The organism is Thermoflexus sp. (assembly GCF_040289485.1).
In the GTDB taxonomy this organism is placed as follows: domain Bacteria; phylum Chloroflexota; class Anaerolineae; order Thermoflexales; family Thermoflexaceae; genus Thermoflexus.
This window is the reverse complement of record NZ_PSLG01000030.1, coordinates 1-25,747: the sequence shown is the minus strand read 5'-3', so window position 1 is coordinate 25,747 and position 25,747 is coordinate 1. Positions and strand designations below refer to the sequence as shown.

The window sequence follows — 25,747 nt, the reverse complement described above, 5'->3', positions numbered from 1 at the left end:
TTGTGTTATTGAATGCCTTGGCGTTGGGCGGGCTGGGGTCCTCTTGGTCCCGGCGCTGGCAGTCTCGATCCAGGGGCTGATTTTCAAACCGTTCCTTCCCTTTTGGCAAAAACGGTTTTAAAATCAGAAAGACCACCGAATGGGTGGGCCTGGCCGGGGCGCTCCGCGGCCGCAGGGGCCGTCCAGAGGGGGTGGGTGATGGCGACCACCGGGAGCTTGCGGGAGATCCCTTTGGCCGCGCTGATCGAGACGAGTTGCCGATCGCGGGCTTCCGCACGCTTGCGGCTCCGACACGGGGACTGGGAAGGGGAGATCTACTTCGCCGACGGGGAGATCGTCCACGCCGTCTGTGGGGATATAAAGGGGGAGCCTGCGCTGTGGCGGTTGCTGGAATGGAGCGATGGGTGGTTCACCCTCGAGGATGAGGTCCCGAGCCCGGAGCGCACTCTCCACCGCCCGTGGCAGGTGTTGCTCTTAGAGGGCATGCAACGGGCCGTCCAAGAGTCGGAGGCCCCTGGCCCCTTGCCCCGCACGCCCGCTGGGTTGATCGCCCGGCTCCGTCCCATCGAGGGGGTCCTCGGCGTGGTGGTCTGCGGCCCGGACGGCGTGGTCATGGCGGCGGAGATGCCGGAAGGCAAAGGGGAGGTGGAAGGGGCGATCGCGGTGTATCTCGCGGCGGCCGCGAACGCCATCGCCGATCTTCTCCCCATGGGCTCCTTCGAATACGTCCTGGTCAGTGAGCCCCAGGGACGTCTTCTGGTCCTCTCCCTTCCCCCCTTCATCGTCGGGCTGTGGCTCTCTCCCCAGGCCTCGCCGGCCCTGGTGCGCTCGGAGGCGATGGCCCGCCTCTCTTGATCCTTGGAGGAGGGAAGGTCCGCATGGACTTGGAAGCGCTGCTCCGCGAGGTCCATACCATCCCTGGTGTGGAGGGGGGGTTCCTGTTCAACGAGGAAGGGAGCCTCCAGGCCAGCACCATGCCGGAGCGCTTCCCGCCGGAGGGTCTGGCTGCGGCGGTTCGGATGGTCGCCCGGGCCTTTGGGGCCCTGGAGGGCTCCCGCCGGCGGATCCAGGAGATCGAACTGGCGTTCACCGAGCGGCGTTGGATCCTCCGTCGGATCCCTGGGGGGTTCCTGGGGGTCAGTTGCGCGCCATCCATCAACCGGCCGTTGCTGGACCTGGGGCTCAACCCGGTGATCCGGTCCCTGGCTGCGGCGTTGAAGGAGCGCCCGCCGGCCTCCCGCCGGCCCCGCTCCGCTGCTCCGCGGCTTTCGACGTGGGCGCAGGATCTGGTGGACGAGGGGCGGCGTCTGGTGGAGGCGGCCCGGGCGGCGGGGTTGACCCTCCGGCTGCTGGGCAGCGCCGGCGTCGTCTATCACGCGCCTTCCGCTTCCCGTTATCTGGCGGAGCCCGCCGATCCAGGACTCGTGCTGGCGGCCCCCGCCGCCCAGGGGAAGGCCATCGCGGCCTTCCTGGAGGGACAAGGCTACGAGCCGTTCTCTCGGTTCAACGCCTTCTACGGAACCCGACGGCTCCATTTCCGGAAGCCTCCGGCCGGCTGGCCGGTGGATGTGTTCTTGGACGTGTATGAGATGTATCACCGGGTGGCGTTCGCCGCCGTCCTGACCCGCGAGGACGTGACCCTGCCGCCCACGTGGTTGTTGCTCTCCCGCCTGCAGGTGGTGGAGGCCCGGGAGGCCGACCTGGTGGAGATGGCGGTCCTGCTGCTCGACCATGAGGTGAAGGAGGGGGAACAGCCGGAGGCCGTGGACCTGGGGGTGATCGCCGGGCTGTGCGCGGAGGATTGGGGATGGTATCGGACGGTCACGATGAACCTGGAGCGCGTGGACCGGCTGGTCGCGGGGTGGGAGGATCCGGAGCGATCCCGGGTCCGCGAGCGCCTGGGGCGGCTGCGCCAGGCCATCGAGGCTGCCCCCAAAAGCCTCGGCTGGCAGGTGCGGGCCCGCGTGGGGGAGGCGGTGCGCTGGTATCAGACCCCGATCCGGGTGGCGGAGGGGCCCCGCCCGGATCTGGCCATTGGGTAGCGCGGGGCGCTGGGCGTTTCCTCGCTCGCCGCGAGGGGAGAGGGCCGATGGGGCTCGAGGGGATCCGCCGTCTGGGGAGGGTCGTTGGGGAGATCCTTTACGGGATGGCCCTGCACGATATGGTGCGGGCGAACCTGCGCCAGAGAGGGGCCATGGAGCACCTTTTCCTGCTGATCACCTTCGGGGATCTGGTCGGGATCCCCATCATCCCCCCGTATTACGGCCTGCGGCTGCTTCCCTTTATCGTGCCCCAGATCCATGCCTGGCGTCGGCGCCTCCTCCGCGAGCGGGACCTCACGGACATGCTGTTTTAGGGGCGAGGAGATGGGGGCTTTGCGACGGCGGATCCTCTTGATCGTCGACCCAGCGGATCTCGCCCGCTACACGGGCCTTCTGGAATCGGCGTCGTCGGATTGGGAGATCATGGCCCTGGCGCCCCACGAGGCCCGCGCCCTGCCCGTGGCGGAGGAGCCCCTGGACGCGATCCTGGTCGCGGGCGAGGAGATCCCGGAGGGATGGCCGGCCCGCTGGGGCCCGGCAGGGGCGCGCCCGTTGCTCATCCGGTTGAGCGAGCGGGCCGTTGCGGTCGGCCAACCCGCCGAGGGGCCATGGGATTGGATCCCCCCCGCCTCCTGCCCGTGGTCGGATCTGGAGGCCCTGCTCCGGGGTGGGCCCGCGGAACCGAAACGGGAGATCCCGGTGCGCAAGGTGCTGCTGGCGGGGGAGGCGGCGGTGGGCAAAACTTCCCTGGCTATGTATTACCTGCAGCGCGTCTTCGACCCCCGCCGTCGGATGACCGTCGGGGTAGACATCCATGTCTGCCCGGTGGAGGTCGATGACGTCGCCGTGCGTCTGGTGGTGTGGGACGTGGGCGGGCAGCGGCGCTTCGCCGCCGTGCGGGATCTCTTCTATCGGGGCGCGGCGGCCGGGGCGTTGGTCTTTGACCTCAGCAACCGCCTCTCCTTCTACCAGCTCCTGGGCTGGTGGCGGGAGCTGCGGGACCACGCGGGCGGCATCCCCCTGTTTCTGGTGGGGAACAAGGCCGACCTCCCGCGAGAGGTCTCCCGCCTGGAGGCGGAAACCCTCGCCCGTGCATGGGGCACCCCTTATTTCGAAACCTCGTGCCTCACGGGTGCAGGGATCCCCGAGTTTTTCCGGGCGTTGGCCCGGGCGGCTCTGCAGGGCTCCCTCCCGTGAGATCTCCGAGGCCCCCTGGTTGACGGGGGCCCCACAGCAGATTTATGGTTATATCCGGCCCCCATTGGCCATCCCAAGCGCGCCCGGAGGGGTGAACCCCATGCTCGATGTGGAGCGCATCCGAAGCAACCCGGAGGAGGTCCGGGCGGGGCTTCGCCATCGCGGGGAGCCGCCCGATCTGGTGGACCGTTTCCTGGAGGTGGACGAGGCCTACCGATCGACGTTGCGGGAGGTGGAGCGGCTGCGGGCGGTGCGCAATCGGGTCTCCCGGGACATTGCGAAGATGCCCCCGGGCCCGGACCGTGAGGCCCGCATCGCCGAGATGCGGGCGCTGGGCGAGCGCCTGGCCGCGGAGGAGGCGCGGCTCCGGGACCTGGAGGCGCAGCGGGAGGCGCTGCTGCTGCAGTTCCCCAACCTCCCCCACCCCAGCGTCCCCGTGGGCCCCGACGAATCCGCCAACCGGGTAGTGCGCGTGGAGGGGGCCCTCCCTGAGTTCGATTTCACCCCGCTCCCCCACTGGGAACTGGGCCCCCGCCTGGGCCTCATCGACTTCGAGCGCGGCGTGAAACTGGCGGGGAGCCGCTTCTACGTGCTCTGGGGGCTGGGGGCCCGCTTGGAGCGGGCCCTCATCTCCTGGCTCCTGGATTTGCACACCCAGGTCCACGGTTACACTGAGGTCTACGTGCCCTTCGTGGTCAAGCGCGAGGCCCTGGTGGGAGCGGGCCAGTTGCCCAAGTTCGAGGACAACCTCTACCACGACGTCGAGGATGACCTGTGGCTGGTCCCCACTGCCGAGGTGCCCCTCACCAACCTCCACCGTGACGAGATCCTGGACGCGGACCAGCTCCCCCTTTACTACGTCGCCTACACCCCCTGTTTCCGCCGCGAGCGGATGTCGGCCGGGCGGGACGTGCGGGGGATCAAGCGGGGGCATCAGTTCGACAAGGTGGAACTGTATACGTTCACCACCCCGGAGACCTCCTACCTCGAACTGGAGAAGATGGTGGAGGACGTGGTGGACACCTGCCGCCGCCTGGGCCTGCCGACCCGCGTGGTGGAGATCTGCACCGGGGATCTGGGGTTCGCGGCGGCCAAGACGTATGACGTGGAGGTCTATGCGGCCGGCTGCGGGGAGTGGCTGGAGGTCAGTTCGGTCAGCAACACGGAGGATTTCCAGGCCCGGCGGGCGAACCTGCGCTACCGCCCCCGCCCCGGCGCCCGGCCTCGCTACGTCCACACCCTCAACGGCTCAGGCCTGGGGCTGCCTCGCACGGTGATCGCCATCCTGGAGAACTACCAGCAGCGGGATGGCAGCATCGTCGTCCCTGAGGTCCTGCGCCCCTATCTGGGGGTGGAGGTCCTGCGCGGGGCGAAATAGCCGGAGGGAGCGTCCCATGGACCCCGGTTCCCTGGAGGCCCGCTGGCAGCGGCTGCGCGGATCCGCTGTCCCACGCTTCTCCTCTGTCGGCGCAGGGACGCGCGGCGCCTGGCTGCGGGAGGAGGTCCTGCCCCTGACCGAATGGCATGGGGAGCTTCCGTTCGAGGCGTGGCGGACGGCCCCGCCGGCTGCGGTGGCCACCCTGGCGGGCCATCCCGACTGGCTGGACGTGCCGGCGGATCGGGTGCTTTTCCTGGACACGGAGACGACGGGCCTGGTGGGCGGGGCGGGGACCCTGATCTTCCTGGTCGGCCTGGCCCGGATCGAGGGGGAATCGCTGGTCTTCCGACAGATCTTCCTGGCCGACCCAGCGGCAGAGCCTGCCTTCTGGTCGGCCTTCATCGCCGGAACGGCGGGGGTCCAGGGCCTGGTGACCTTCAACGGCCGCGGGTTCGATCTGCCCTTGATCGAGATGCGCCTGGGACTGCACCGGCTCCGCTGGCCCGGCCTGGAGGTCCCCCACTGGGATCTGTTGCCCACGGCCCGACGGCTGTGGCGGCGTCGCCTGGCCTCCCGGGCGCTGATGGCCCTAGAGGAGGCTGTCCTGGGACTGGCGCGCTCCCCGGAGGACGTGCCGGGCCACGAGATCCCCGCCCGCTATTGGTCGTATCTGGAACAGCGGGATCCGGGGCTCCTGGAGGGCGTCTTCCTCCACAACCGTCAGGACGTGCTCTCCATGGTCGTCCTGGCGGCCCGGATGGCGCATCTCTTCGAGGCCCCGGAGGCCGATCCTGCCGTCCAGGGCGGGGACTGGGTGCAGTTGGGCCGGTGGTATCTGGAGAGCGGGCGCTGGGAGGCCGCGGAGCGGGCCTTGCGCCGGGCGCTGGAGGAGGCGGCGGGCGACCCGGGGCTCCTCCGGGCCGCCGGACAGGCCCTGGGGACGCTGCTCCATCGGCAGGGGCGGATCCACGAGGCCGCCGCCGTCTGGCGACGGTGGGCCCTCGCCGTCCCCGAGGATGTGCTGCCGGCGGCCCGCCTGGCCCACTACTACGAGCGGACGGTCGGAGATCTCCGCGAGGCCGTCCGCTGGGCGGGCATCGCCCTGGAGCGGATCGAGGCCCAGCCGTTCCCCGAGCGCTGGCGGCCGCTGGCGGAGCGGCTGCGGCGTCGGCTCTTGCGGGGAGCCCTCCTGGACCTCAACGGCGATGCCGTCGGCGGGTGGGGCGGCCCGTGAGGGCGCGCCTCGACCTGGTCTTCATCGGCGGCCGGAAGCGCAGCGGGCCCGTCCCTCCGAGGACCTCCAGGGCCGGGCGCGCCAGAGAGGCCCACTCAGGCTTCGGAGGACCGCCTCTTATTCGGCCGGCTCGGTCGGGAAGGCAGCGCGACACCGCCGCCGTCGCTCCAGGCAGCGGAAGGAGCAAGGTTGCGATGTCTTATCCGCGGACTTTCAACCTCACCGGCCATCAGGTGAACGGTTCCACCGCGGACCGGCCCGTGGATATAATACCCATCCGGGGCGTGGGCGCTGGCCAGCGTCGTTCGGGAGGGGAAGGGGCGTACAACGGTGCGCCCCTTTCTTCGTTCGGGATAGGAGGTGAATGCCGATGCGGGTGATCACGCTGACCACGGATTTCGGGGACGAGGACGGTTATGTGGGGACGATGAAAGGGGTGATCCTGGGCATCGCCCCGGAGGTGCGCCTGGTGGACCTCAGCCATCATATCCCGCCGCAGGACATCCGGCGGGCGGCCTTTGTGGTGGCCGAGGCGGCGCCCTATTTCCCGCCGGGCACCATCCACGTGGTGGTGGTCGATCCCGGGGTGGGCAGCGGCCGTCGGGCGCTGGTGGTGGAGGCCGGGGAGGCGCTGTTCGTTGGGCCGGACAACGGGGTGTTCAGTTTCGTCCTAGAGAACCATCCGGAGGCCCGATGCTACGCCATCCAGGAGCCGGCCTACCGGCTGCCCCGGGTCAGTTTCACGTTCCACGGCCGTGATGTCTTCGCCCCCGCGGCGGCCCACCTGGCCCGCGGGGTTCCTCCCCAGGCCTTCGGGCCGCCGGTGCCCGACCCTGTCCGCCTGCCGCCCCCGCGCCTCGAATTGGAGGAAGAACGGATCGTCGGGGAAGTGCTCCACGCCGATCGGTTCGGGAACCTGGTGACCAGCATCGGCCGGCTGCGCTGGCAGGGGGCCACGCTGGTCCTCCAGCCGGCCTTCGGGCCGTTGGCCTGGCGCTTCCCCGTGCAGTTCCGGGCCGGGGAAGCCCGGGTGGAGATCGGCGACCGGGTGCTGTCCGGGATCGTGCACACCTTCGCGGAGGGGCGGCCGGGGGATCTGATCGCCTACCCCGGCAGTTCCGGCTTCCTGGAGATCGGCCTGGTTAACGGCTGCGCCGCCGCGGCCCTGGAGGCCCGCCGGGGCGATCCGGTGGTGGTGCGGGTTCGTTTGCTGGCGCTGGAGTGAGGGGGAGCCGATGGCCCGGGAGGCGTATTTCGTCATCCAAGGCGGGCGCCGGCTGGCCGGCGAGGTGCGGCCCAGCGGCAACAAGAACGCCGCCCTCCCGCTGATCGCCGCCAGCCTGCTGGCCGATGAGCCGGTGATCCTGCGCAACGTCCCGCGCATCCGCGATGTCCGCACGATGTTGCAGCTGCTGGACGATCTGGGGGCGACCATTGAGGAACTGGATCCCCATACCCTGCGCATCAACACGCGGAGGGTGCGGCCCCGCCCCCTCAACCCCGAACTGTGTCGGGACATCCGGGCCAGCATCCTGTTGGCCGGCCCGCTGCTGGCCCGCTTCGGCGAGGTGGAGATGCCTCCCCCGGGCGGGGACGTGATCGGACGGCGGCGGCTGGATACCCACTTCCTGGCCTTCGAGGCCCTGGGGGCCGGCTATGAGGTCAACCGGGTCTTCCGCCTGCGGGCGCGGGGGCGCCTCTCGGGGCAGGACATCCTCCTGGACGAGACCAGCGTGACGGCCACAGAGAACGCGGTGATGGCGGCGGTTCTGGCCCGGGGCACCACCGTGATCCGTAACGCCGCCTCCGAGCCCCATGTCCAGTCCCTCTGCCAGTTCCTGAATCGCCTCGGCGCTCGCATCGAGGGGATCGGCTCCAACACCCTGGTGATCCAGGGGGTGGACCGGCTGGGGGGAGGGGAGTGGGAGATCGAGTCGGACCACATCGAGGTGGGCTCCTTCATCGGGCTGGCCGCCCTGGTGGGAGACGGCGTCTGGATCCGCCGGGCTGTTCCCCATCACCTGCGCATGATCCAGATGGTCTACCGACGGTTGGGAGTTCACTTCAAGTGCCACGGGGAAGACCTCTTCGTGCCTCCCGACCAGCCCCTGCGGGTGGTGCCGGACATCGGAGGGCACATCCCCAAGATCGAGGACGCCCCGTGGCCGGGCTTCCCGGCCGATCTAATGAGCATCGCCATCGTGGTGGCCACGCAGGCCGCCGGCCCAGTGCTCTTCCACGAGAAGATGTTCGAGAGCCGTCTCTATTTCGTGGATAAACTCATCGCCATGGGGGCACGGATCGTCCTGTGTGATCCCCATCGTTGTCTGGTGTACGGCCCCTCCCCTCTCCACGGGGAGCGGCTGGAGAGCCCGGACATCCGGGCGGGGATGGCTTTGGTGATCGCTGCCCTGTGTGCAGAGGGGACCAGCGTCATCCGCAACATCGTCCAGATCGATCGGGGCTACGAGGACCTGGACGGGAAACTGCGGACCCTGGGGGCGGCCATCGAGCGGGTGGAACGGTGAGGGCGCCGGGCCGTCCCGCCAGGGAAGACGGAGCCCAGCCATGCGCGGGAACCGATCGGGGACCGCCCTGTGGATCGCCCTGGTGGTTCTCGTCGGCCTGGCCTGTGGGTGCGTCGGGCTGGCCGTGGGCGGCTTGCTCGGCTACCTGGCCGGCCGATCGGGCGCCGGGGCCGCTTCGTCTCCTTTCTTAGGCGCGGTGGTAGTGCATCGGGAGGACGGCGCGGTGATCGTGGCCGTGCTCCCGAACAGCCCCGCGCAGCGAGCGGGTCTGCAGCCCGGGGACCGCATCGTCCGCCTGGATGGGGAGCCGGTGGACGCCGCCCATCCCCTACCGGACCGGCTCCGGAGCCGGCGCCCCGGCGAGACGGTCACCCTTACGGTGATCCGCGACGGCCAGGAACGCTCGTTCTCCGTCCCGCTGGGGACCCGACCGTAGCCGGGGCGCGCTCATCCCGGGCGATCGGCCGGGATCCCCAGCACCCCCTGGCGGGCGAGATCCCGCAGGACCTCCGGATCTTCTCCCAGGGCCTCGAGGACCTCCAGGGTGTGTTCCCCGAGGCGGGGAGGGCTTCCCTGGGCCTCTAGCCGGCGGCCGTCCACGGTGAAGGGTAGGGCTGCTGTCCCCCGCTCAAGGGCGAAGGCCGGTGCCAGTTCCGGGAGGGCCCCGATGGCCTCCTCCGGCTCCAGGACCGGCTCCAGGCAGACGTCGAGGGAGGCGGCCAGCGCCTCCCACGCCTTTCGGGTCCGCTGGCCGAACAGGGCCGCCACCTCTGGGATCAGGGTGGGGTCGAAAGCCCGCGGGATCCATTCCGGCCGCCCCACCGCCTCGCAGAAGGCCTGCCAGAAGGCGGGCTCCAGGGCGGCCAGGGCCATGGCGCCGCCGTCGGCGGTGCGATAAACCCGGTAGCACGGGAAGGCGCCGTTCAGCGGCATCCCCTCGCGGGCCGCGGGCATCCCCGCCCGGTGGGCCAGCCAGAAGGGGTGCATCCAGGAGGCCACCACCTCGAACATCGCGGCGTCGAGGACCACGCCCCGCCCCGTCCGCTCCCGGTGGAAGAGGCCGGCCGCCACGGCGAGGGCCAGGGCCATCGCCCCTCCGAAGTCGGCCACCGGGACCGGCGGCGGGATCGGGGGCTCCTCCCGGGGAGCGTTCAACCCGACAAAGCCAGCCAGCGCCAGGTAGTTGAGGTCGTGGCCGGCCCGCTCCCGCCAGCGGCTACCAGGGCCGTAGCCCCGCAGGGCCGCGTAGACCAGGCGGGGCTGTTGGGCGAGCAGGACCTCCGGCCCCAGGCCCAGTCGGTCCATCACCCCGGGCCGGAAACCCTCCACCACCACGTCGGCCGAGCGGACCAGGCGGAGGAACAGGGCGCGGCCTCGAGGGTCCTTCAGATGGATGGCCACGCTCTTCTTGCCCCGGTTCACCGCGGTGAACCAGGCCCCCATGCCCTCAGACATCGGCGGCATCTCCCGGAGCCAGTCCCCCCCCGAAGGAGGTTCGATGCGGATCACCTCCGCCCCCATCGCCGCCAGCCATTGGGTGGCGAAGGGGCCCGGCAGCAGCCGGGTCAGATCCAGCACTCGGATCCCTGCGAGCAGCATCCCATCCCCCTCACCGGAAAAGGTCGTGGATCCGCTCCCGGATCAGTTCCCGGGCCGAGCCCTCCCGCGGCGTGAAGGGGACCCCGCGGATCAGCACGGCCGGGACGCCCTCGGCAGCCTGGCCCAGCAGCAGCGTTGCCGCCGAGGCCAGCAGATCCCCCAGGGCCACCTCGGTGTGTTGCAGGGTGTAGCCGAACAGATCCCGGCGCCCTCGCCAGTCCTCTAGGGCTGGCAGGCCGCTCACCCCGATGGCCACGCCGATCACCCCTTTGCGGTGGGCGCGGCCGTGGCTGTCGGCGATCACCACCCCTAGGTCCACCCCGAACCGCTGGGCCAGCCCCTCCCGGAGGCGCCGCGCCGACGCGTCCGGATCGGCGGGGAGCCGCAGCACCACCTCCTCCCCCTCCGGGGCCACGTTCGAGCGATCCACCCCGGCGTTGGCGCAGACGAACCCCAGGCGGTGCTCGACGATGATCAACCCGGGCCGTGCCCGCAGGACCTCCGCCGTGTCCCAGAGGATCACTTCCACCAAGCGGGGGTCTTTGCCGGTGAGCTGCGCCAGTTCCACCGCCTGGGGGGAGGGGACCACGTCGGCCAGGCGCACGAAGCGCCCTTCCGCCTTGGACACGATCTTCTGGGCCACCACCAGGATGTCCCCCGGCCGGGGGCCGCCGATGCGCGCCAGGGCCTCCCCCAGCAGCGCCACCAGGTCGTCGCCCGGACGGACCAGGGGCAAACCCTCCAAGGGTAACAGCACCACAGGCTCCATCCGGCCGGCCCTCACGAGGATCGGCGTTTGGGGATCCCGGTGATGCGAATGCCAGCCCCCCGCGTTTTATAGCGCATGTTGAGGCCGATGAGCACCGCGGTCAGGCCCTCCACGATGGAGGCGTTGGCCAGGGGTCCGGCGTCGTAGGCCGTGAGCCCGATGGCCTCGGCCAGGGCGATGGCCTCCGCCTTCGCCTCCCGATGATCGCCGACCACCAGCACATCGCAGTCCGGGGTTCCCTCTGGGTCGTGGAGGAGGTGGTGAGAAATGTTGTGGAAGGCCCCCACCACCGGCGTCTCCGGCCCCAGGATCCGCTGGGCCTCCGCCGTGGCCGAGCCCTCCGGAGGGGGCGCATAGCGGCGCGGGTTTTGGGGATCCAGGGGGACCACCACGTCGATGACGCGTTTGCCACGCAAGGTCTCTCGGAGGGCCTCCAACAACGGCCCGTGGCCCTCGTAGGGGACGGCGATCACGACCACCTCGCCCCAGGCCGCCGCCTCCGCGTTCGTGAGGCCGTAGAGCGAGGCCGCAGAGGCCAGGGGGCGCAGGCGCTCCACCGCCGCCCGTGCCCGCTCCAGATCCCGGGAGCCGATCGCCACCGGGAACCCTGCTCGGGCCCAGCGGAGGGCCAGGCCTGAACCCTCCTTCCCCGTTCCGCCGAGGACAGCGATGCGCGGTCGGTCCGCCATGGCCGGCTGCCTCCGGGTTTGGGATGGAGAAGGGCCCGGCACGCCGGGCCCTTTCACCCCATTATGGAGGGGAACAGGGGCAGGGGCAATCCCTCGCCTCCCGCCGCGGGGGTTCCTCTTGACGTTCTGTTGGGCTGTGTTAAAATGTAGTTGAAATCTGATGAGACGAGGCCCATCCGGCCAGGGGCGCAGGAAGCGCCCCTGTGTTGTTAATAGGCCGGTGGACGCCGGCCTTTCGGGGTCCGGGAGGCCGGGGAGCGGGGTGGGCATCGACAGCGCGCGGAGCCCGTAGAGAGGGAGCGCACCGGATGGCCAAGAGCGAACTGTTGTTGGCGGTCAATCAGATCGCGTCCGAGCGGAACCTCCCCCGCGAGATCGTCCTGGACGTCCTCAAGGGGGCGTTGGCCACCGTCTTCCGCCGCATGACCGACACGTCGAACGCCCAGGCGGTGGATGTGGAGATCGACTTGGAGAGCGGCCGGGTGCGGGTCTTCACCCAGAAGACGGTGGTGGAGGAGGTCCGGGACCCTCGGGCGGAGATCGCCCTGGCGGAGGCGCGGCGGATCCGCCCCGACGTCCGCGTGGGGGACACGTTGCGGGTGGACGTGACGCCGGCCAACTTCATGCAGCGGGTCGCTGCCCAGAACGTCCGGCAGATCATCCTGCAGCGGATCCGGGAGGCCGAGCGGGAGCATCTCTATCGTTACTTCTCCGAGCAGGAAGGGGAGATCGTCCACGGGGTGGTCCAGGCGGTCACCCCGCAGGGGGCCACGGTGCTCCTCGCCCAGGGGCGGGCCGAGGCGATCCTGCCGCGCAACCAGATGGTGCCAGGCGAGCGGCTGCAGCCCCACCAGCGCATCCGGGCTTATCTGGCGGAGGTGCGGCAGACCCCGCGGGGGCCCCAGATCATCCTCTCGCGGACGCACAAGAACATGGTCCGGCGCCTGCTGGAGACCGAGGTGCCGGAGATCTACAACGGCCTGGTCGAGATCAAGGCCATCGCGCGGGAGCCGGGTCAGCGGACCAAGGTGGCGGTGGTGGCCACCCAGCCCAACATCGACCCGGTGGGCGCGTGCATCGGCCAGCGCGGCATGCGCATCCAGAGCCTGGTCCACGAACTGGGCGGCGAGAAGATCGACGTGATCGAATGGCATCCGGACCCCGCGGTCTTCATCGCCAAGGCCCTCAGCCCGGCCCGAGTGCTCACGGTGCACTTGTTCGAGGAGAAACGCTCCGAGCGGACTGCCCAGGTGATCGTCCCGGACGATCAGCTCTCCCTGGCCATCGGGCGGGAGGGGCTCAACGCCCGGCTGGCGGCCCGGCTGACCGGCTGGCGGATCGACATTCACAGCCTGACCGAGGCCCTGGAGCAGTGGCTGCCTCGGGTGCGCGACCTGAACCTGCAGGCTTGGATGGGGGAAGCCGCCCGCCTGATCCCGGCCATGGAGGAGGCCCTGGCTCGGCACAAATCCCAGCCGCACCTGCCCTGGTCCGCTGACGAACTGCGGGATGCCCGGGCCTTCCTGGAGGCGGCCTATCAGGCCTACCTGGCGCATCGGGAGGCGGAGCGGGCCCGCCGGAAGGCCCAGAAGGTCGCTGCGACCGAGACGGCTGCTGTGCCGTCCGAGGGGCTGGAGCCGGCGGAGGCCCCGACGGAGCGGCCGCCGGAAGAGGAGATCCCGGTCGCGGTCGCGCCCGAGGAGACCTGGAGCCCTGCGCCGGCGACCTCCGACGTGCCGCCGGAGGCAACCCCGACGCCAGCTGTCCTGGAGCCGATCGAAGGCCGCCCGGAGGGCGAGGGCCCGTCGGAGGCCGAGGCGGTGGAGGCGCTGCTGGAGCCGGCGGAGATGCCTGCAGAGGGCCTGCTGCCGCCGTCGGAGCCGGTGCCGCTGGGGGTGGACGTCGATGAAACGGATGAGGACGAGGAGGAATTGCGCCGGCGCAAGAAGGCGGGCAAGCCGAAGGAGCGCCGGCGGGTCCGCTATGAGATCGACTTCGAGGATGAAACGTGGCTGCGGCGCATGCGAGGGGGCCGCGTCCAGGATTGGCTGGACGAGTGAGGCGGAGGGCGGTCCCCCGCGGGCCGATCGGATGGGAGGGCTATGGCGCGCAGGCACATCCCGCAGCGCACCTGCGTCGGCTGCCGGCAGGTGCGGGCGAAACGGGAACTGATCCGGATCGTCCGCACCCCTGAGGGCCGTGTGCTGATCGATCCGACCGGGAAGAAGTCGGGCCGGGGGGCCTACCTCCATCCCCGCCGCTCCTGCTGGGAGCGGGCCCTGAAGGACGGGCGTTTGGAACACGCCCTGCGGATCGAGGCGTTGCCGGAGGAGGACCGGATGGCGCTGGTGGCCTACGCGGCGACCCTGCCGGAGGATGAGGCCTGATGGCGTCTCCTGCGAGGAGAGGCCCTCCGGCCGACGCGCAGAGGGATCCGCCGGCACGGTCGGCCCTGGCCACCGTGCCGGCGTTTTTGCATGGGGGTTCCTGCGAGGGGTGGCAGCCCCGCGCGGAGACCCGATCTTCCCAAGGAGGTGGCGGATGCGGCAGAACGGGCGGAAAGAGATCGAGATCCCGGCGACCATCACGGTGCGCGAGCTGGCCGCGCTGATGTCGGTCAGTCCCATCGATGTGATCAAGGTGCTGATGCACAACGGCATCATGGCCAGCATCAACCAGCGCATCGATTATGAGACGGCGGCCCTGGTGGCCCACGAGTTCGGCTTCGAGCCGCGGGAGCAGCGGCCCCCGGAGGCGGTGGAGGAGGAGGGCCCCTCACTGCTCTGGGAGCGGCTTTACGCTGGGGAAGACCCCGCCAAGATGAAGCCCCGGCCGCCCGTGGTGGTGGTCCTGGGCCATGTGGACCACGGGAAGACCACCCTGCTGGATGCCATCCGCCGGACCAACGTGGCCGCCCAGGAGGTGGGGCAGATCACCCAGCGGATCGGGGCCTATCAGGTCGAATACAACGGCCGCAAGATCACCTTCCTGGACACCCCTGGCCATGAGGCCTTCACCCAGATGCGGGCCCGCGGCGCCCAGGTCACCGACATCGCTGTCCTGGTGGTGGCGGCGGACGACGGGGTTATGCCCCAGACCCGAGAGGCCCTCGCCCACGCCCGGGCGGCCCGCCTCCCCGTCATCGTGGCCCTGAACAAGATCGATAAGCCGACGGCCAACGTCGAGCGGGTGATGAGCCAGTTGGCCGACCTCGGCCTGGTGCCCCAGGAATACGGGGGCGACACCATTGTGGTCAAGGTCTCGGCCAAGCAACGCATCGGGATCGAAGACCTGCTGGAGGCCATCTTGCTGGTGGCCGAGGGCCGCGAGATCAAGGCCAACCCGGATCGCCCTGCGGTGGGGACGGTGATCGATGCTCGGGTGGACCGGCGGGGACCGGTGGCCACCCTCCTGGTGCAGAACGGCACTCTCAAGCAGGGGGATATCGTGGTGGCCGGCGCGGTCTACGGCCGGGTCCGGGCGATGTTCGACGATCGGGGCCGGCCCCTGAAGAAGGCGCCGCCCTCCACGCCGGTGGAGGTGCTGGGGCTCTCCGACGTCCCCGAGGCCGGGGATCTTTTTGAGGTGGTGGAGAGCGAGCGGGAGGCCCGCGAGCGGGCGGAGCGGCGGGCGGCGGAGCGCCAGCGCCAGCGCCAGACTCGGCGCCTGAGCCTGGAGGACCTCTACCGCCGCATGCAGGCCGGCAAGGTCCGGGAGTTCAACGTCATCGTCAAGACGGACGTCCAGGGCTCCATCGAGCCCATCATCGGCTTGCTCCAGCGGTTGGTGGAGAAGCACGCCCAGGGCCAGTTGCAACTGAACGTCCTCCATGCCGACGCCGGGGAGATCAGCGTCTCGGACGTCATCCTGGCGGCGGCCTCAGAGGCCATCATCATCGGGTTCAACGTCCCCGTCGACCCGGCGGCCAGGCGGCTGGCCGAGAGCGAGGGGGTGGACCTGCGGCTTTACAACGTGATCTATCACATCGAGGAGGACCTGGAGAAGGCCCTCAAGGGCATGCTGGCCCCCACCGTCCAGGAGCGGGTCCTCGGCCACGCCGAGGTGCGCCAGGTCTTCAAGGTGAAGGGCGGACAGGTGGCCGGATGCTACGTCCGGGACGGCGAGATCCGGCGGAACGCCATGGTCCGGGTCCTGCGGGGCGGCCAGCGGCTCTACGAGGGCCGCATCGCCTCCCTCAAGCGCTACAAGGACGATGTGACGGAGGTGCGGGCCGGCTACGAGTGCGGTGTGGGCGTGGAGGGCTTCCACGACTTCGCCGTGGGCGACATCCTGGAGTGCTTCGTCCGCGAGACGGTGGCCGCCTGAGCCAGGGGAGGGGGGCGGCTTGGTCCCGCCTCCCCATCCGTGTTATAATGGAAACGCCCGAACGGCGCCCCCGCGGACGGCGGGCCGACGGCCCTTGGGACATCGGAACCGGTCAGGGGTTATGAAGGATCCGGTCTTCAGCCGGTCGATCGGGATGTTTGTGCCCCTCTGGAGGGGCGCAAACATCCTATTTTTCAACGGAAGGGCGGGGGCCCCGTGCTAGGCCTCTGTGGGTGATCCCCGTGTTGTATCCAACACCGAATTTTCGGAAGCGAGGTCCTATGAGCGAGCAGCCGATCTATTTGACCCGAGAAGGTTATCAGAAGTTGCTGGAGGAACTGGAATATCTCCGCACCGTTCGGCGTCAAGAGGTGGCCAGGCGGCTGAACCTGGCGATGGATGAGGGGAACTACGACGAGAACGCGGAATATGAGGCGGCCAAGATCGAGCAAGCGTTTGTGGAAGGCCGCATTCTCACCCTGGAGTCCATGCTCCGGCGGGCCATCATCATCGAGGAGACAGCGGGCCCCAAGACCATGGTGACCCTGGGAAGTTGGGTGACCATTCAGGAGGAAGGGAGCCCGACCCCGGAGCGGTATCAGGTAGTCGGATCCGCCGAGGCGGATCCGGCCCACGGGCGGATCTCCAACGAGTCCCCCCTGGGGCAGGCGCTGCTCGGCCGCCGCGTTGGCGAGGTGGTCACTGTAAGCGCGCCGGACGGGGTCTTTCGCTTCCGCATCCTCCAGATCGAATGAGGCCATGGCGCTCTTCCGGGAGATCGTCCGCCGTCGTCTGGAGAAGGTGGCCCGGTTGCGGGCCCAGGGCATCGATCCTTATCCCTCCCGTTCCCGGCGTACCCACACCAACGCCCAGGCCATCCAGGCCTTCCTGGAGATGGAGGACCGCGACGGGGCGGTGGAGGCCGTGGTGGCAGGCCGCCTGACGGCCGTGCGGACCATGGGGAAGGTCACTTTCGCGGACCTCCAGGACGGGACCGGGCGGCTGCAGCTTTTCCTGCGCTATGACGACCTGGGGGAGGAGCGTTACCGCTTCTTCCAGGAGATGTTCGACCTGGGGGATTTCCTGGAGGCCGAGGGGACCATGATGCGCACCCGGACGGGAGAGGTCTCCCTTCGGGTGCGGGATTTCCGGATGTTGGCCAAGGCCATCTATCCTCCGCCCTCCCGCTGGCACGGCCTCAAGGACGTCGAGACCCGCTACCGGCGGCGCTATCTCGACCTGATGATGAACCCGGGGGTTCGGGAGGTCTTCCGCACCCGAGCGGCCCTGATCCAGGCCATCCGGGCCTTCCTGGACGCCCACGGCTTCATCGAAGTGGAGACGCCGATCCTGCAGCCGATCTACGGCGGGGCCTCGGCCCGCCCCTTCGTCACTTACCACAATGAACTGAAGCAGACGCTCTACCTGCGCATCAGTTTCGAGCTCTACCTCAAGCGCCTGCTGGTGGGGATGTTCGAGCGGGTCTACGAGATCGGCCGGGATTTCCGCAACGAGGGCGTCTCCTTCAAACACAACCCCGAGTTCACCCAGATGGAATGTTATATGGCCTACGCCGACTATCAGGACATGATGCGCCTCACCGAGGAGCTGGTCGCCTTCGTGGCCGATCGGGTCCTGGGCCGGCGCACGCTGACTTACCAGGGCCACGAGATCGACCTCTCCCTGCCCTGGCGCCGCATCCCCCTGCGCGAGGCCGTCCTGGAGTTCGCCGGGATCGACATCGATCAGCATCCCACCTGCGAGTCCCTGGCGGCAGCCATAGCCGCCCGCGGCCTGGAGGTCGACCCCCGGGCCAGCCGGGGGAAGCTGATCGACGATCTGATCTCCAAGTTCGTGGAGCCCAACCTCATCCAGCCGACCTTTGTTTACGATTATCCCCGGGAGATCTCTCCCCTGGCCAAGGCCCGGCCGGGGGACCCGGACACGGTGGAGCGGTTCGAGGGGTTCATCGGGGGGATGGAGATCTGCAACGCCTTCACTGAACTGAACGACCCCCTGGATCAGGAGCAGCGCTTTTTGGAGCAGGGGCGGGCCCGGGAGGCCGGCGACGAGGAGGCCCATCCGATGGACGAGGATTACTTGGACGCCATGCGCTACGGCATGCCGCCGAACGGAGGGCTGGGCCTGGGGATCGACCGTTTGACCATGCTCTTCACCGATCGCCGCTCGATCCGCGAGGTCATCCTCTTCCCCCACCTGCGGCCCCGGGAGCGCCGCCTCGACGAGGCCGAACTGGAGGAACTGGCGGCCGGCCCGGGGGCCGGCCCCGATGGGGAGTGAGATCCATGCCGCCGCCCGCCGGTCGAACCTCCCGCTGGGCATAGGGGGTTCGTATGGATCGGCCGCCGAACCCGCGTTCCGCCCGCTTTGTGGCCGACACGATGCTCGGCCGCCTGGCGAAATGGCTGCGTATCCTGGGCTACGACACCCACTACGACCCGTCCCTCGATGACGACGCCTTGCTCCGGATCGCCTGGGCGGAGGATCGGATCCTCCTCACCCGGGATCACGCGCTGGCCCGGCGGGGCGGTCCCCAGGCGTTCCTGATCGACCGCGATGACCTCATCGACCAGCTCCAGGCCATCCGCCAGCGCTTCGGAGAGCCCCTGGATGCGCCATTCTCCCGCTGCCCGGTTTGCAACGCCCGCCTCCTGGTCGTCCCCAAGGAAGCGGTGGCTCTGTGCGTCCCGGCCTTCATCTGGCAGCACCATGAGCGGTTCCACCGCTGCCCCCAGTGCGGCCGGATCTACTGGCCCGGCTCCCACTTCGAGCGCATGCAGACAGTCCTGCGGGCCCTGGGGGGCGACCGCCTGCGGGCGGGAGACGGCGAAGGCCCCAGAATCTCCATATAGACGGGCGTTCCGCACGATGGGCCCTCCTGGGCAACCCCCTGTGGCGCGTGCACCCCAGCCCCTGTTCTGGGTCTTCGGCCGAGGCGAGGCCCTGCTGGCCGGGATGGCCGCCCTGGCCGCGGGCTCCGGGCTTGCCCATCCGGCTCCGGCCCTCGGGGCGCTCCTGGTGGCCGAGGGAGGCTGGCAGGCCCTCCGCTGGCTGGCGCTGGAGGCCCCATGGGAACAGGCTCCGACACGGCCAGCAGCGGCTACACCCCGGGGGCTTTCGCTGCCCTATCTGCAGCCCGGCAGCCTGGCGGACCGTGGGCTCCGGGAGGGCCAGGCTTTGTACGCATGGTTACGGGCCTGCGCTCGGTGGGCCCCCGACCGGATCGGAGCGCTGGTGACAGCGCTGCTGGCCCTGGGAGTGGGGATCCTGCTGGTGGGGCCGATCGGGGGGGTGCTGACCCTGGGGGCAGGGGCCGCCCTGGGGCTGGCCCGCCGGATCCCCCGGCCGATGGTGCGGGCCCTCCTCGAGGGGCTGGCGTTGGGAACCTTTCCCTGGTGGCTGGGGATCGCGGTCGGCCTTCCCACGCCCTCGGCCTTCCTCGCCGGCCTCCCCCTTGGACTGGCCTGGGCCGGATTCCAGTGCCCGGTCCTGCGCGGGCCGGCCTGGGCCGCCTGGGTGGCGTGGGCGGTGGCGCTGGGGCACGGGCCGGGGGCCTATGGGCTGGCCCTCATCGGCCTGGCGTTGATGGAAGAGCGCCTCGCCCGCCGTCTCCCTGCCCAGACCCTGCTCTGGATCGTCGCCCTCGGCCTGACGGTGTGGATCGTGCGCAGCAGCCCCTGATCCTCCTCCGGGCGATCGCCGCGTGCGGTGGAAGGTCCGTCCGAAAGATTTCGTCGTCGAGGAACTCATGGAGATCCCCCTGCGCCCCGGGGGGCCGTATACGCTCTACCGGGTGCGGAAATGGGGGCGGACCACGCTGGAGGTCCAGGCAGAACTGGCGGCCCGGCTGGGGGTGCCCCAGCGGGCGGTGATCTTTCCCGCCCTGAAAGACCGGATGGCCCTCGCCGTCCAGATGGCCGGGGTGCGCGGGCGCGGGCCCGACCGCCTGCGCGGGCCCGGCTTCGAGGCCGTCCGGGTGGGGGAGGCGGACCGGCCGCCGGGCCCGCACGATCTGCGGGGGAACCGGTTCACGGTCCGGCTGCGGGCGTTGACCGAGGCGGAGCAGGAGCGGCTCCCCCGGGATCTGAAGCGCTTGGCGGAGGAGGGCTTCCCGAACTACTTCGATGATCAACGGTTCGGGTCCTGGAGCCCGGAGGGAGGATTCCTCGGGCGTTTCCTCCTCCTCGGCCAGGCGGAGGAGGTCCTGCGCCGGTATCTCACCGTTCCGACGCGGGCAGACTCTTCCGCGGTGCGGGCCTTCAAGGCGCGGGCGCGCTCCCTGTGGGGCGATTGGGCAGCGATGTTCACGTGCGCGCCTCGTCCGTCCACCTACCGGAGCCTGCTGACCTTCCTCAAGGATCACCCTGCCGCGTTCCGCCAGGCAGTGCGCCGGATCCCGAGGCGCCTACGGATTCTGTGGGTGGATGCCTATCGCTCCTGGTTGTGGAACCTGGCGGTCGCCCGCGTGTTCGTCCGCTATCCCCATCAGGATGTGACGATCCGGGGGGAGCCGTTCCCCTTGCCCGAAGCCCGCCCGCCGGAGGCGGCGGACGAGGTGCCGCTGCCGCACCGGCGGGCGCGCTATGGGCCCCCGTGGGCGGCGGCGATGGCTGAGGTGCTGGCTGAGGAGGGTCTTCCCTTGGAGCGCTTTCGCAGGGGTCCCCTGCTGGAGATCGCGCCGGCTCCCACCCGGCGGCGGGTTTGGTGTCAGCCCCGAGGGCTGACCCTGCTCGCGGAAGGCCGGGATTCGGAGGGCCCCTGGGCGCTCCTGCGGTTCGAGTTGCCGCCCGGGGCCTATGGCACCCTGCTGTTGAAAGCCCTCGCCGCCCGGATGGATCGTCCCATATTGGAGACGGGTTTCGGATTTTGATCCCGCTGCCGTTGACCAGCCCCGCTCCCATATGTTATAGTGGACACGATCCTTGGGGAGCCGGGCGCCCCTGTTTCTGGATTGGGTGGGCGCCCGGGCTCCTCTTCTCTGTCCAGCCCAGGGGGATTTTCGGGAAGGAGGTGGACGATGGCGGAGGCGCAGGCGGTCAGCGGAGCGATGGCACCGGGGATCACCCGTCGGGAGTTCCTCACCTACGTCTGGGCTGCCTCCATGGCCCTCTTCATGGCCGAGTTGGGCGGGGTGAGCGTGCTGTTCGCCCTGCCCCGGTTCAAGGTGGGCGAGTTCGGCGGGATCTTCCCCTTCGGCCGGGCGGGGGAGGTGTTGCCCAAGGTCGGCGAGGGCCCCAAGGAATACCCCGAGGCCAAGATCTGGCTGGTGAACACAGAGAAGGGGATCCTCGCCATCTACAAGGTGTGCACCCACCTGGGCTGCCTGTATAAATGGGTGCCGAGCAACTTCCGGTTCGAGTGCCCGTGCCACGGCTCCAAGTTCCAGATCGACGGCACCTACATCGAGGGGCCGGCGCCCCGCAACCTGGACCGCTTTGTGATCTACCTCAAGGACGCCAGCGGGCGGGTGGTGGCCCAGACGGATGCGGAGGGGAACCCGCTGCCGGTGCCGGATCCCAACCTGACCGTCGAGGTGGACACGGGGAAGAAGATCCTGGGCAAGCCCGCCCAGCGGAAGCAGGCGTGACCCCCTGAGGAGGAGGAGCGATGGCGTTGCGTTGGCCGGAGCCCATCCCCACCTTGCAGAAAGAGGTGCAGCAATACGGGTGGCGCCGGGTGATCTTCATGCACCTGGACGAACTGGTCACCCGGGTCACGGCGGGGATCCCGCTGACCGAGGTGCGCAACATCATCCGGGGTGAGCCCCCGCCCCGACCTAACCCGCGGGTGAAGCCGCACACCGAAGGCTTCATCCTGCACATCAAGCCCTCGTTCTACCACGAGGCGGTGACGCGGCTTTACCCCACCTTCCGTCTCGGCCTCCTGAGTTTCTACCTCTTCTTGATTGAAACCATCACCGGGATCTTCCTGATGATCTTTTACACGCCGTCGCCCCTGGTCGCCTATGAGAACATGCTGCGCATCCTGAACAACGTCCCCTTCGGGCAGCTGATGCGGGACATCCACCGGCTGGGGGCGGAGGCGATGGTGGTGGCGGTGATGCTGCACATGCTGCGCACCTTCTTCACCGCCTCCTACAAGCGGCCCCGCCAGTTCACTTGGGCTACGGGGGTGATCCTGCTTGTCTTTACCCTTTTCCTGTCCTTCAGCGGGTATCTGCTGCCCTGGGATCAGCTCTCCTATTGGGCGGTGACCATCGGGACCAGCATGGCGGAGGCGACGCCGCCCCCCGCCCTGGGCCGCGTCGTCAACTTGATCCTGCGCGGGGCGCCCGATATCGGGGCCGCCGGCCTGTTGCGCTTCTATCTGCTCCACGTGATCTTCCTGCCGCTGCTGCTCTTCTTCGTCTTCTTCGTGCATTACTACAAAGTGGTGCGCCACGGCCTTTCCCTGCCGCCGGAGATGGAGGCGGTGGGCGACGACACCGCCCGCAAGGTCCCGCCGGAGAAGCGGGTGCCTTATATCCCCGACATCGCCATTCAGGAGGCCCTTTGGGGGATCGCCCTGATCGCCTTCTTGGTCATCGGGGCCGCCTTCTTCTACGATGCTCCCCTCGAACAGCATGCCGATCCCCTGAACACGCCCTTGCACACCACGGCGCCCTGGTATTTCCTGTGGCTCCAGGGCCTGCTGAAGGACCCCTTCCTGCTGGCGCTGGACCGGCTGGGGTTGCCTCGGCCGCCGGCCTCCATCTACAACAGCAAGACGATCATGGGGGTGATCCTCCCCGGGCTGATCCTGCTGTTCCTGTTGATCATGCCTTATCTTGATTTCAACATCAGCCGCCGTTACAGCCACCGGCGTAAGGCCCTGGTGGCCGGCCTGGTAGGGGTGGCCGCCTGGACGCTGCTGACCTATATGGGCACCCCTGCCTTCGCCGTCACCTCCTCGGCGGACGTCGAGGTGATCCAGGAGTTCATGCCCCTGAACCCGGATCCGCTCTTCGGCGAGGGCAAGGTGCGCACCATCCCATATGGGCAACTGGTCCCAGGCACTTACGACACGCGGGATCTTCAGTTGCCGACAGGCGCCCCGCGTCTGGCCCGGGTGCTGGAGGATCTGAAGGCGCGCATCGAGCGGGACCCGCACCTCCCCCAGGGCTATGCCATCGTGCGCATCAGCGAGGTCCAGCCCGGGCTCAAGCGCTTCGAGTTGGCCATCTACTTCCTGAAGTTGGACGAGCGGCACCAGCCGGTCCTGGGCCCAGACGGCAAGCCGGTCTTCCAGGAGACCAAGCAGGCCATCTACCTCCACCGGGACGGCGGATACGGTGGCGAGTGAAGGGCCGGCCCTTCGATCTGGGCGAACGGCAACTGATCCTCGGAGGGATCCGATGTTCGATCTGGTGACCCGCCGCATCATCGGCGCGACGGTTTTGATGTTGGCCACGGTTATCACCATCGGGACGGTCTGGCTGACGGAGGAGCAGCAGATGGCTCGTTTCGAGGCCATGCACAAGGCCAAGGCCATCGAGAACGGGGCCCTCCTCTATGAGCAATACTGCTCCATCTGCCACGGCCCTGGGGGGGAAGGGGTGCCCGGCAAGGGGCCGAGCCTGAACCCGGGCGTCTTCCAGCATTATGAGGCCCTCAAGGCCCAGGGCTACGCCAACTCCCTGCGCAACTTCATCAAACTGACCATCGCCGCCGGCCGTCCCATCCGCACCACCTATCGCCCCGAGGAGACCTACGCCGAGGCCATGCCCACCTGGTCCCAGGACTTCGGGGGGCCGTTGCGGCCGGACCAGATCGAAAACTTGGTGGAGTTCATCCTGAACTGGCAGGCGGCCGGCCCGGCCCCCGCGCCGACGCCCGCCTTCGAGGCGGTCGGCTCCGATCTGACCAAGCCGCTGCCGCCGGGGGATCCGCAACGGGGCGCAGCCCTGTGGAACCAGGAGGTCAAGCAGGCCAGCGGCGCCGCCGCCTCGTGCAAGGCTTGTCACAGCCTGAAGCCCGGCGAGGTCCTTGTCGGCCCCTCCCTGGCGGGCATCGCCACGCGGGCGGCTGAGCGCATCAAGGCCCCGGATTACAAAGGGCAGGCGAAGACGCCGGAGGAATACATCCGCGAGTCGATCCAGCAGCCCAACGCCTATATCGTCGAGCCGGATAAATACGCCGCCTCCCCAGGGGTCTCCAAGATGCCGGCCAACCTGGGCAACCTCATGTCGGCTCAGGACCTGGCGGATCTGATCGCTTTCCTGATGACCCAGAAGTGAAGGGGCGGCGTTCAAAGGGGGCCCTCCCCCTGCGCGCCCGAGAGCGCGGGGGGGAGGGCTTTTTTTAGGGACGGGGGGCGGGCGCCCGGCGTTCCAGCAGGCGCCGGTAAGTGGCCTGCAGGAGCAGGGCGTCCTCCTCAAGGTTCGGGCTCTCGCAGAGGATCCGGCCGCGGCCGCCCAGGTCGATGAGGGCCTGGAGCAGTTCCTCGTAGCGGAGGTCGGCCTCCTGGAGGACCAGATGGTGGCGCTCCCCTTTGCGGGTGTAGGCGATGCCGGAGAGGTGGATGTGTAGGGTCTCCAGCCCGCGGGGCCCCAGCCCGGCCGCCACTTGCTGCAGCGCCCTGGCGAATTCCTCATAAGAATTGAAGGAACCATTTCCTGCCCGGGCATGCAGGTGGGCGAAGTCGAGGCACGGCAGCACCCCCGGCACGTCCCGGGCCAACTGGATCACCTCCTCCAGGGTCCCGAAGAGGGCGGATTTGCCCATCGTCTCCGGCCGCAGGGTCACCGCCACCCCCTCCGCGCGGAGTTCCTCCACAATCTCCTGAAGACGCCGGCGCACCGTTTCATAGGCCCGCTCCGGCCGCGCCCCCTGATAGGCCCCCGGGTGGAACACGATGTCCGGAGCCCCCGCCTGATAGCCAGCCCGGGCCGCCGCCATCAGCCGGTCCTTGCTGGCCTGGTATCCTGCCCGATCCTGGGCGTTCAGGTTGATGAAATAGGGCGCGTGGACGCTCAGGGCCACCCCAGCGGCGGCGGCGGCCTCCCGGATCTGACGGCACGTCGCCTCGGAGACCCGAACGCTGCGCACCCAGGCCAGTTCCAGGGCCTCCAGGCCCAGTTCCCGGATCCGCTGGATGCCGCCGATCGTCCCCCCGGGCTTCGGCGGGGTGGAAAGGGGGTTGCCCACCGTCCCGAACAAAAACGCCGGCTCCATTGGAAGGGCCTCCGGTCCTCGGGATGGCATATGGTCCCTCGGACCTCATTTTAGCCGGGTTCGCCGGCCCCAGCGCCATCCCTTCGGGCCTCTCCCGTGCCGCCGGGGAGGGGGGAACCGAGGGGCGCCGCCCAACGTCCTGTAATTCGGAAATCTCGCGCACCGGAGGGGGAAGATGAACGCCCTGCGATGGACGTTGCTGCTCGCCGGGGCCTGGGGCCTTCTGGCCGGGGCATGCCGCCCTGCCTCGGCGCCGGCTGTCCCGGGCCCAGAGGCCAGGGCCCTGGGGATGCGGGGGAGCGCTGCCCGGACGACCGGTGGGGAGGGCAGCGGCCTGACCGTCTCCGGGGTGGGGATGGTGCGGGCCCGCCCGGACCAGGCGGTGGTGGTCCTGGGGGTGGAGACCAGCGGCGAGCAACTGGCCACGGCCTTGGCGGAGAACAACCGGCGGGCCGCCGCCGTCCGCGAGGCGCTCCAGGCGCACGGGGTGGCGGAGGCCGATCTCCAGACAGCCGCCTTCCAGATCCGGATCGAAGAGCCGCGGGATCCCCAGACCGGGCGCCGTCTCGGCCCGCCGATTTACCATGTCACGCACGTATATCGGGCCCTCTTCCGGGATCTCGACCGCGTGGGGGCGGGGGTGGACGCCGCAGTGGCGGCCGGGGCCAACCGGGTGGACCAGGTCGCCTTCCAGGTGGGCGACGCCGATCGCCGGGCCATGGAGGCCCGGCGGCTGGCCGTGGAGGACGCGAAGGCCCGCGCCCAGGCGCTGGCCGGCGCCCTCGGCGCCA

At 69.6% G+C, this 25,747-nt stretch carries 25 protein-coding genes; 21 read left to right on the top strand and 4 right to left on the bottom strand.

All coding sequences use genetic code 11. The features are described from left to right. Positions 1-198: 198 nt before the first annotated feature. The 9 genes from C4313_RS06830 (at position 199) to C4313_RS06790 (ending at position 8,815) form a co-directional block, all read left to right on the top strand. Positions 199-855, top strand: a complete 657-nt coding sequence (locus C4313_RS06830; protein ID WP_352429121.1) for a DUF4388 domain-containing protein — start codon at positions 199-201, stop codon at positions 853-855. Between the two features lie 23 nt (positions 856-878). Further along, positions 879-2,042, top strand: coding sequence for a hypothetical protein (locus tag C4313_RS06825; protein ID WP_352429120.1), 1,164 nt, complete (start codon positions 879-881; stop codon positions 2,040-2,042). 47 nt (positions 2,043-2,089) lie between these two features. Beyond that, positions 2,090-2,356, top strand: a complete 267-nt coding sequence (locus C4313_RS06820) for a DUF7990 family protein (RefSeq protein ID WP_352429119.1) — start codon at positions 2,090-2,092, stop codon at positions 2,354-2,356. 19 nt (positions 2,357-2,375) lie between these two features. Further along, positions 2,376-3,239 (top strand): Rab family GTPase, encoded by an 864-nt coding sequence (locus tag C4313_RS06815; protein WP_352429118.1) that lies wholly within the window; start codon positions 2,376-2,378, stop codon positions 3,237-3,239. A 100-nt stretch (positions 3,240-3,339) separates the two neighbouring features. Beyond that, a complete protein-coding gene (gene serS, locus C4313_RS06810) occupies positions 3,340-4,617 on the top strand; it encodes a serine--tRNA ligase (protein WP_352429117.1) in 1,278 nt (425 codons plus the stop codon). 16 nt (positions 4,618-4,633) lie between these two features. Next, positions 4,634-5,851, top strand: coding sequence for a ribonuclease H-like domain-containing protein (locus tag C4313_RS06805; protein WP_352429116.1), 1,218 nt, complete (start codon positions 4,634-4,636; stop codon positions 5,849-5,851). Between the two features lie 370 nt (positions 5,852-6,221). After that, positions 6,222-7,076, top strand: coding sequence for an SAM hydrolase/SAM-dependent halogenase family protein (locus C4313_RS06800; protein WP_352429115.1), 855 nt, complete (start codon positions 6,222-6,224; stop codon positions 7,074-7,076). Between the two features lie 10 nt (positions 7,077-7,086). Then, positions 7,087-8,379, top strand: coding sequence for a UDP-N-acetylglucosamine 1-carboxyvinyltransferase (murA, locus tag C4313_RS06795; RefSeq protein WP_352429114.1), 1,293 nt, complete (start codon positions 7,087-7,089; stop codon positions 8,377-8,379). Positions 8,380-8,419: 40 nt separating this feature from the next. After that, entirely contained in the window at positions 8,420-8,815 is a 396-nt protein-coding gene (locus C4313_RS06790) for a S1C family serine protease (protein ID WP_352429113.1), read from the top strand. Positions 8,816-8,826: 11 nt separating this feature from the next. On the opposite strand, the gene C4313_RS06785 is transcribed toward C4313_RS06790, so the two are convergent. The 3 genes from C4313_RS06785 to npdG are packed head-to-tail and all read right to left on the bottom strand — an operon-like array spanning position 8,827 to position 11,436. Beyond that, positions 8,827-9,978: a CaiB/BaiF CoA transferase family protein gene (locus tag C4313_RS06785; RefSeq protein WP_352429112.1), complete on the bottom strand. Its 1,152-nt coding sequence runs from the start codon at positions 9,976-9,978 to the stop codon at positions 8,827-8,829. Positions 9,979-9,988: 10 nt separating this feature from the next. Then, positions 9,989-10,747 carry a coenzyme F420-0:L-glutamate ligase gene (cofE, locus tag C4313_RS06780; RefSeq protein WP_352429111.1) on the bottom strand — a complete coding sequence of 253 codons (759 nt, stop codon included), beginning with the start codon at positions 10,745-10,747 and terminating at the stop codon, positions 9,989-9,991. A gap of 11 nt (positions 10,748-10,758) precedes the next feature. Continuing rightward, entirely contained in the window at positions 10,759-11,436 is a 678-nt protein-coding gene (gene npdG, locus C4313_RS06775) for an NADPH-dependent F420 reductase (RefSeq protein WP_352429110.1), read from the bottom strand. 308 nt (positions 11,437-11,744) lie between these two features. On the opposite strand from npdG, the gene nusA reads away from it, so the two are divergent. The 11 genes from nusA (at position 11,745) to C4313_RS06720 (ending at position 24,019) form a co-directional block, all read left to right on the top strand. Beyond that, on the top strand, positions 11,745-13,496 hold the full coding sequence (nusA, locus tag C4313_RS06770) for a transcription termination factor NusA (protein ID WP_352429109.1): 1,752 nt from the start codon (positions 11,745-11,747) through the stop codon (positions 13,494-13,496). Positions 13,497-13,538: 42 nt separating this feature from the next. After that, the gene (rnpM, locus tag C4313_RS06765) at positions 13,539-13,823 is read left to right on the top strand and encodes an RNase P modulator RnpM (RefSeq protein ID WP_352429108.1); all 285 of its coding nucleotides are present in this window, start codon (positions 13,539-13,541) and stop codon (positions 13,821-13,823) included. 154 nt (positions 13,824-13,977) lie between these two features. Further along, the gene (infB, locus tag C4313_RS06760) at positions 13,978-15,762 is read left to right on the top strand and encodes a translation initiation factor IF-2 (RefSeq protein ID WP_352429107.1); all 1,785 of its coding nucleotides are present in this window, start codon (positions 13,978-13,980) and stop codon (positions 15,760-15,762) included. 281 nt (positions 15,763-16,043) lie between these two features. Next, a complete protein-coding gene (gene greA, locus C4313_RS06755) occupies positions 16,044-16,517 on the top strand; it encodes a transcription elongation factor GreA (RefSeq protein ID WP_352429106.1) in 474 nt (157 codons plus the stop codon). A gap of 4 nt (positions 16,518-16,521) precedes the next feature. After that, positions 16,522-18,063 (top strand): lysine--tRNA ligase, encoded by a 1,542-nt coding sequence (lysS, locus tag C4313_RS06750; protein WP_352429105.1) that lies wholly within the window; start codon positions 16,522-16,524, stop codon positions 18,061-18,063. A gap of 53 nt (positions 18,064-18,116) precedes the next feature. Beyond that, positions 18,117-18,635, top strand: coding sequence for a Mut7-C RNAse domain-containing protein (locus C4313_RS06745; RefSeq protein ID WP_352429104.1), 519 nt, complete (start codon positions 18,117-18,119; stop codon positions 18,633-18,635). A 40-nt stretch (positions 18,636-18,675) separates the two neighbouring features. Beyond that, positions 18,676-19,464, top strand: coding sequence for a hypothetical protein (locus tag C4313_RS06740; protein ID WP_352429103.1), 789 nt, complete (start codon positions 18,676-18,678; stop codon positions 19,462-19,464). A 22-nt stretch (positions 19,465-19,486) separates the two neighbouring features. Next, a complete protein-coding gene (truD, locus tag C4313_RS06735; protein WP_352429102.1) occupies positions 19,487-20,653 on the top strand; it encodes a tRNA pseudouridine(13) synthase TruD in 1,167 nt (388 codons plus the stop codon). Between the two features lie 147 nt (positions 20,654-20,800). After that, entirely contained in the window at positions 20,801-21,370 is a 570-nt protein-coding gene (locus C4313_RS06730) for a QcrA and Rieske domain-containing protein (RefSeq protein ID WP_352429101.1), read from the top strand. A gap of 20 nt (positions 21,371-21,390) precedes the next feature. Beyond that, positions 21,391-23,085 (top strand): cytochrome b, encoded by a 1,695-nt coding sequence (locus tag C4313_RS06725; protein WP_352429100.1) that lies wholly within the window; start codon positions 21,391-21,393, stop codon positions 23,083-23,085. Positions 23,086-23,137: 52 nt separating this feature from the next. Next, entirely contained in the window at positions 23,138-24,019 is an 882-nt protein-coding gene (locus C4313_RS06720; RefSeq protein WP_352429099.1) for a c-type cytochrome, read from the top strand. Positions 24,020-24,083: 64 nt separating this feature from the next. Here the strand turns inward: C4313_RS06720 and C4313_RS06715 are convergent, their stop codons facing one another. Then, positions 24,084-24,956, bottom strand: coding sequence for a TIM barrel protein (locus tag C4313_RS06715; RefSeq protein ID WP_352429098.1), 873 nt, complete (start codon positions 24,954-24,956; stop codon positions 24,084-24,086). Between the two features lie 175 nt (positions 24,957-25,131). On the opposite strand from C4313_RS06715, the gene C4313_RS06710 reads away from it, so the two are divergent. Further along, on the top strand, positions 25,132-25,747 hold a 616-nt coding region (locus C4313_RS06710), incomplete at its 3' end, for an SIMPL domain-containing protein (RefSeq protein WP_352429097.1).

Bases quoted from the DNA above. Each gene is read 5' to 3' on its own strand.
- C4313_RS06830 (WP_352429121.1), top strand. From the start codon at position 199: ATGGCGACCACCGGGAGCTTGCGGGAGATCCCTTTGGCCGCGCTGATC.
- C4313_RS06825 (WP_352429120.1), top strand. From the start codon at position 879: ATGGACTTGGAAGCGCTGCTCCGCGAGGTCCATACCATCCCTGGTGTG.
- C4313_RS06820 (WP_352429119.1), top strand. From the start codon at position 2,090: ATGGGGCTCGAGGGGATCCGCCGTCTGGGGAGGGTCGTTGGGGAGATC.
- serS (WP_352429117.1), top strand. From the start codon at position 3,340: ATGCTCGATGTGGAGCGCATCCGAAGCAACCCGGAGGAGGTCCGGGCG.
- C4313_RS06805 (WP_352429116.1), top strand. From the start codon at position 4,634: ATGGACCCCGGTTCCCTGGAGGCCCGCTGGCAGCGGCTGCGCGGATCC.
- C4313_RS06800 (WP_352429115.1), top strand. From the start codon at position 6,222: ATGCGGGTGATCACGCTGACCACGGATTTCGGGGACGAGGACGGTTAT.
- murA (WP_352429114.1), top strand. From the start codon at position 7,087: ATGGCCCGGGAGGCGTATTTCGTCATCCAAGGCGGGCGCCGGCTGGCC.
- C4313_RS06790 (WP_352429113.1), top strand. From the start codon at position 8,420: ATGCGCGGGAACCGATCGGGGACCGCCCTGTGGATCGCCCTGGTGGTT.
- C4313_RS06785 (WP_352429112.1), bottom strand. From the start codon at position 9,978: ATGCTGCTCGCAGGGATCCGAGTGCTGGATCTGACCCGGCTGCTGCCG.
- cofE (WP_352429111.1), bottom strand. From the start codon at position 10,747: ATGGAGCCTGTGGTGCTGTTACCCTTGGAGGGTTTGCCCCTGGTCCGT.
- npdG (WP_352429110.1), bottom strand. From the start codon at position 11,436: ATGGCGGACCGACCGCGCATCGCTGTCCTCGGCGGAACGGGGAAGGAG.
- nusA (WP_352429109.1), top strand. From the start codon at position 11,745: ATGGCCAAGAGCGAACTGTTGTTGGCGGTCAATCAGATCGCGTCCGAG.
- rnpM (WP_352429108.1), top strand. From the start codon at position 13,539: ATGGCGCGCAGGCACATCCCGCAGCGCACCTGCGTCGGCTGCCGGCAG.
- infB (WP_352429107.1), top strand. From the start codon at position 13,978: ATGCGGCAGAACGGGCGGAAAGAGATCGAGATCCCGGCGACCATCACG.
- greA (WP_352429106.1), top strand. From the start codon at position 16,044: ATGAGCGAGCAGCCGATCTATTTGACCCGAGAAGGTTATCAGAAGTTG.
- lysS (WP_352429105.1), top strand. From the start codon at position 16,522: ATGGCGCTCTTCCGGGAGATCGTCCGCCGTCGTCTGGAGAAGGTGGCC.
- C4313_RS06745 (WP_352429104.1), top strand. From the start codon at position 18,117: ATGGATCGGCCGCCGAACCCGCGTTCCGCCCGCTTTGTGGCCGACACG.
- C4313_RS06730 (WP_352429101.1), top strand. From the start codon at position 20,801: ATGGCGGAGGCGCAGGCGGTCAGCGGAGCGATGGCACCGGGGATCACC.
- C4313_RS06725 (WP_352429100.1), top strand. From the start codon at position 21,391: ATGGCGTTGCGTTGGCCGGAGCCCATCCCCACCTTGCAGAAAGAGGTG.
- C4313_RS06720 (WP_352429099.1), top strand. From the start codon at position 23,138: ATGTTCGATCTGGTGACCCGCCGCATCATCGGCGCGACGGTTTTGATG.
- C4313_RS06715 (WP_352429098.1), bottom strand. From the start codon at position 24,956: ATGGAGCCGGCGTTTTTGTTCGGGACGGTGGGCAACCCCCTTTCCACC.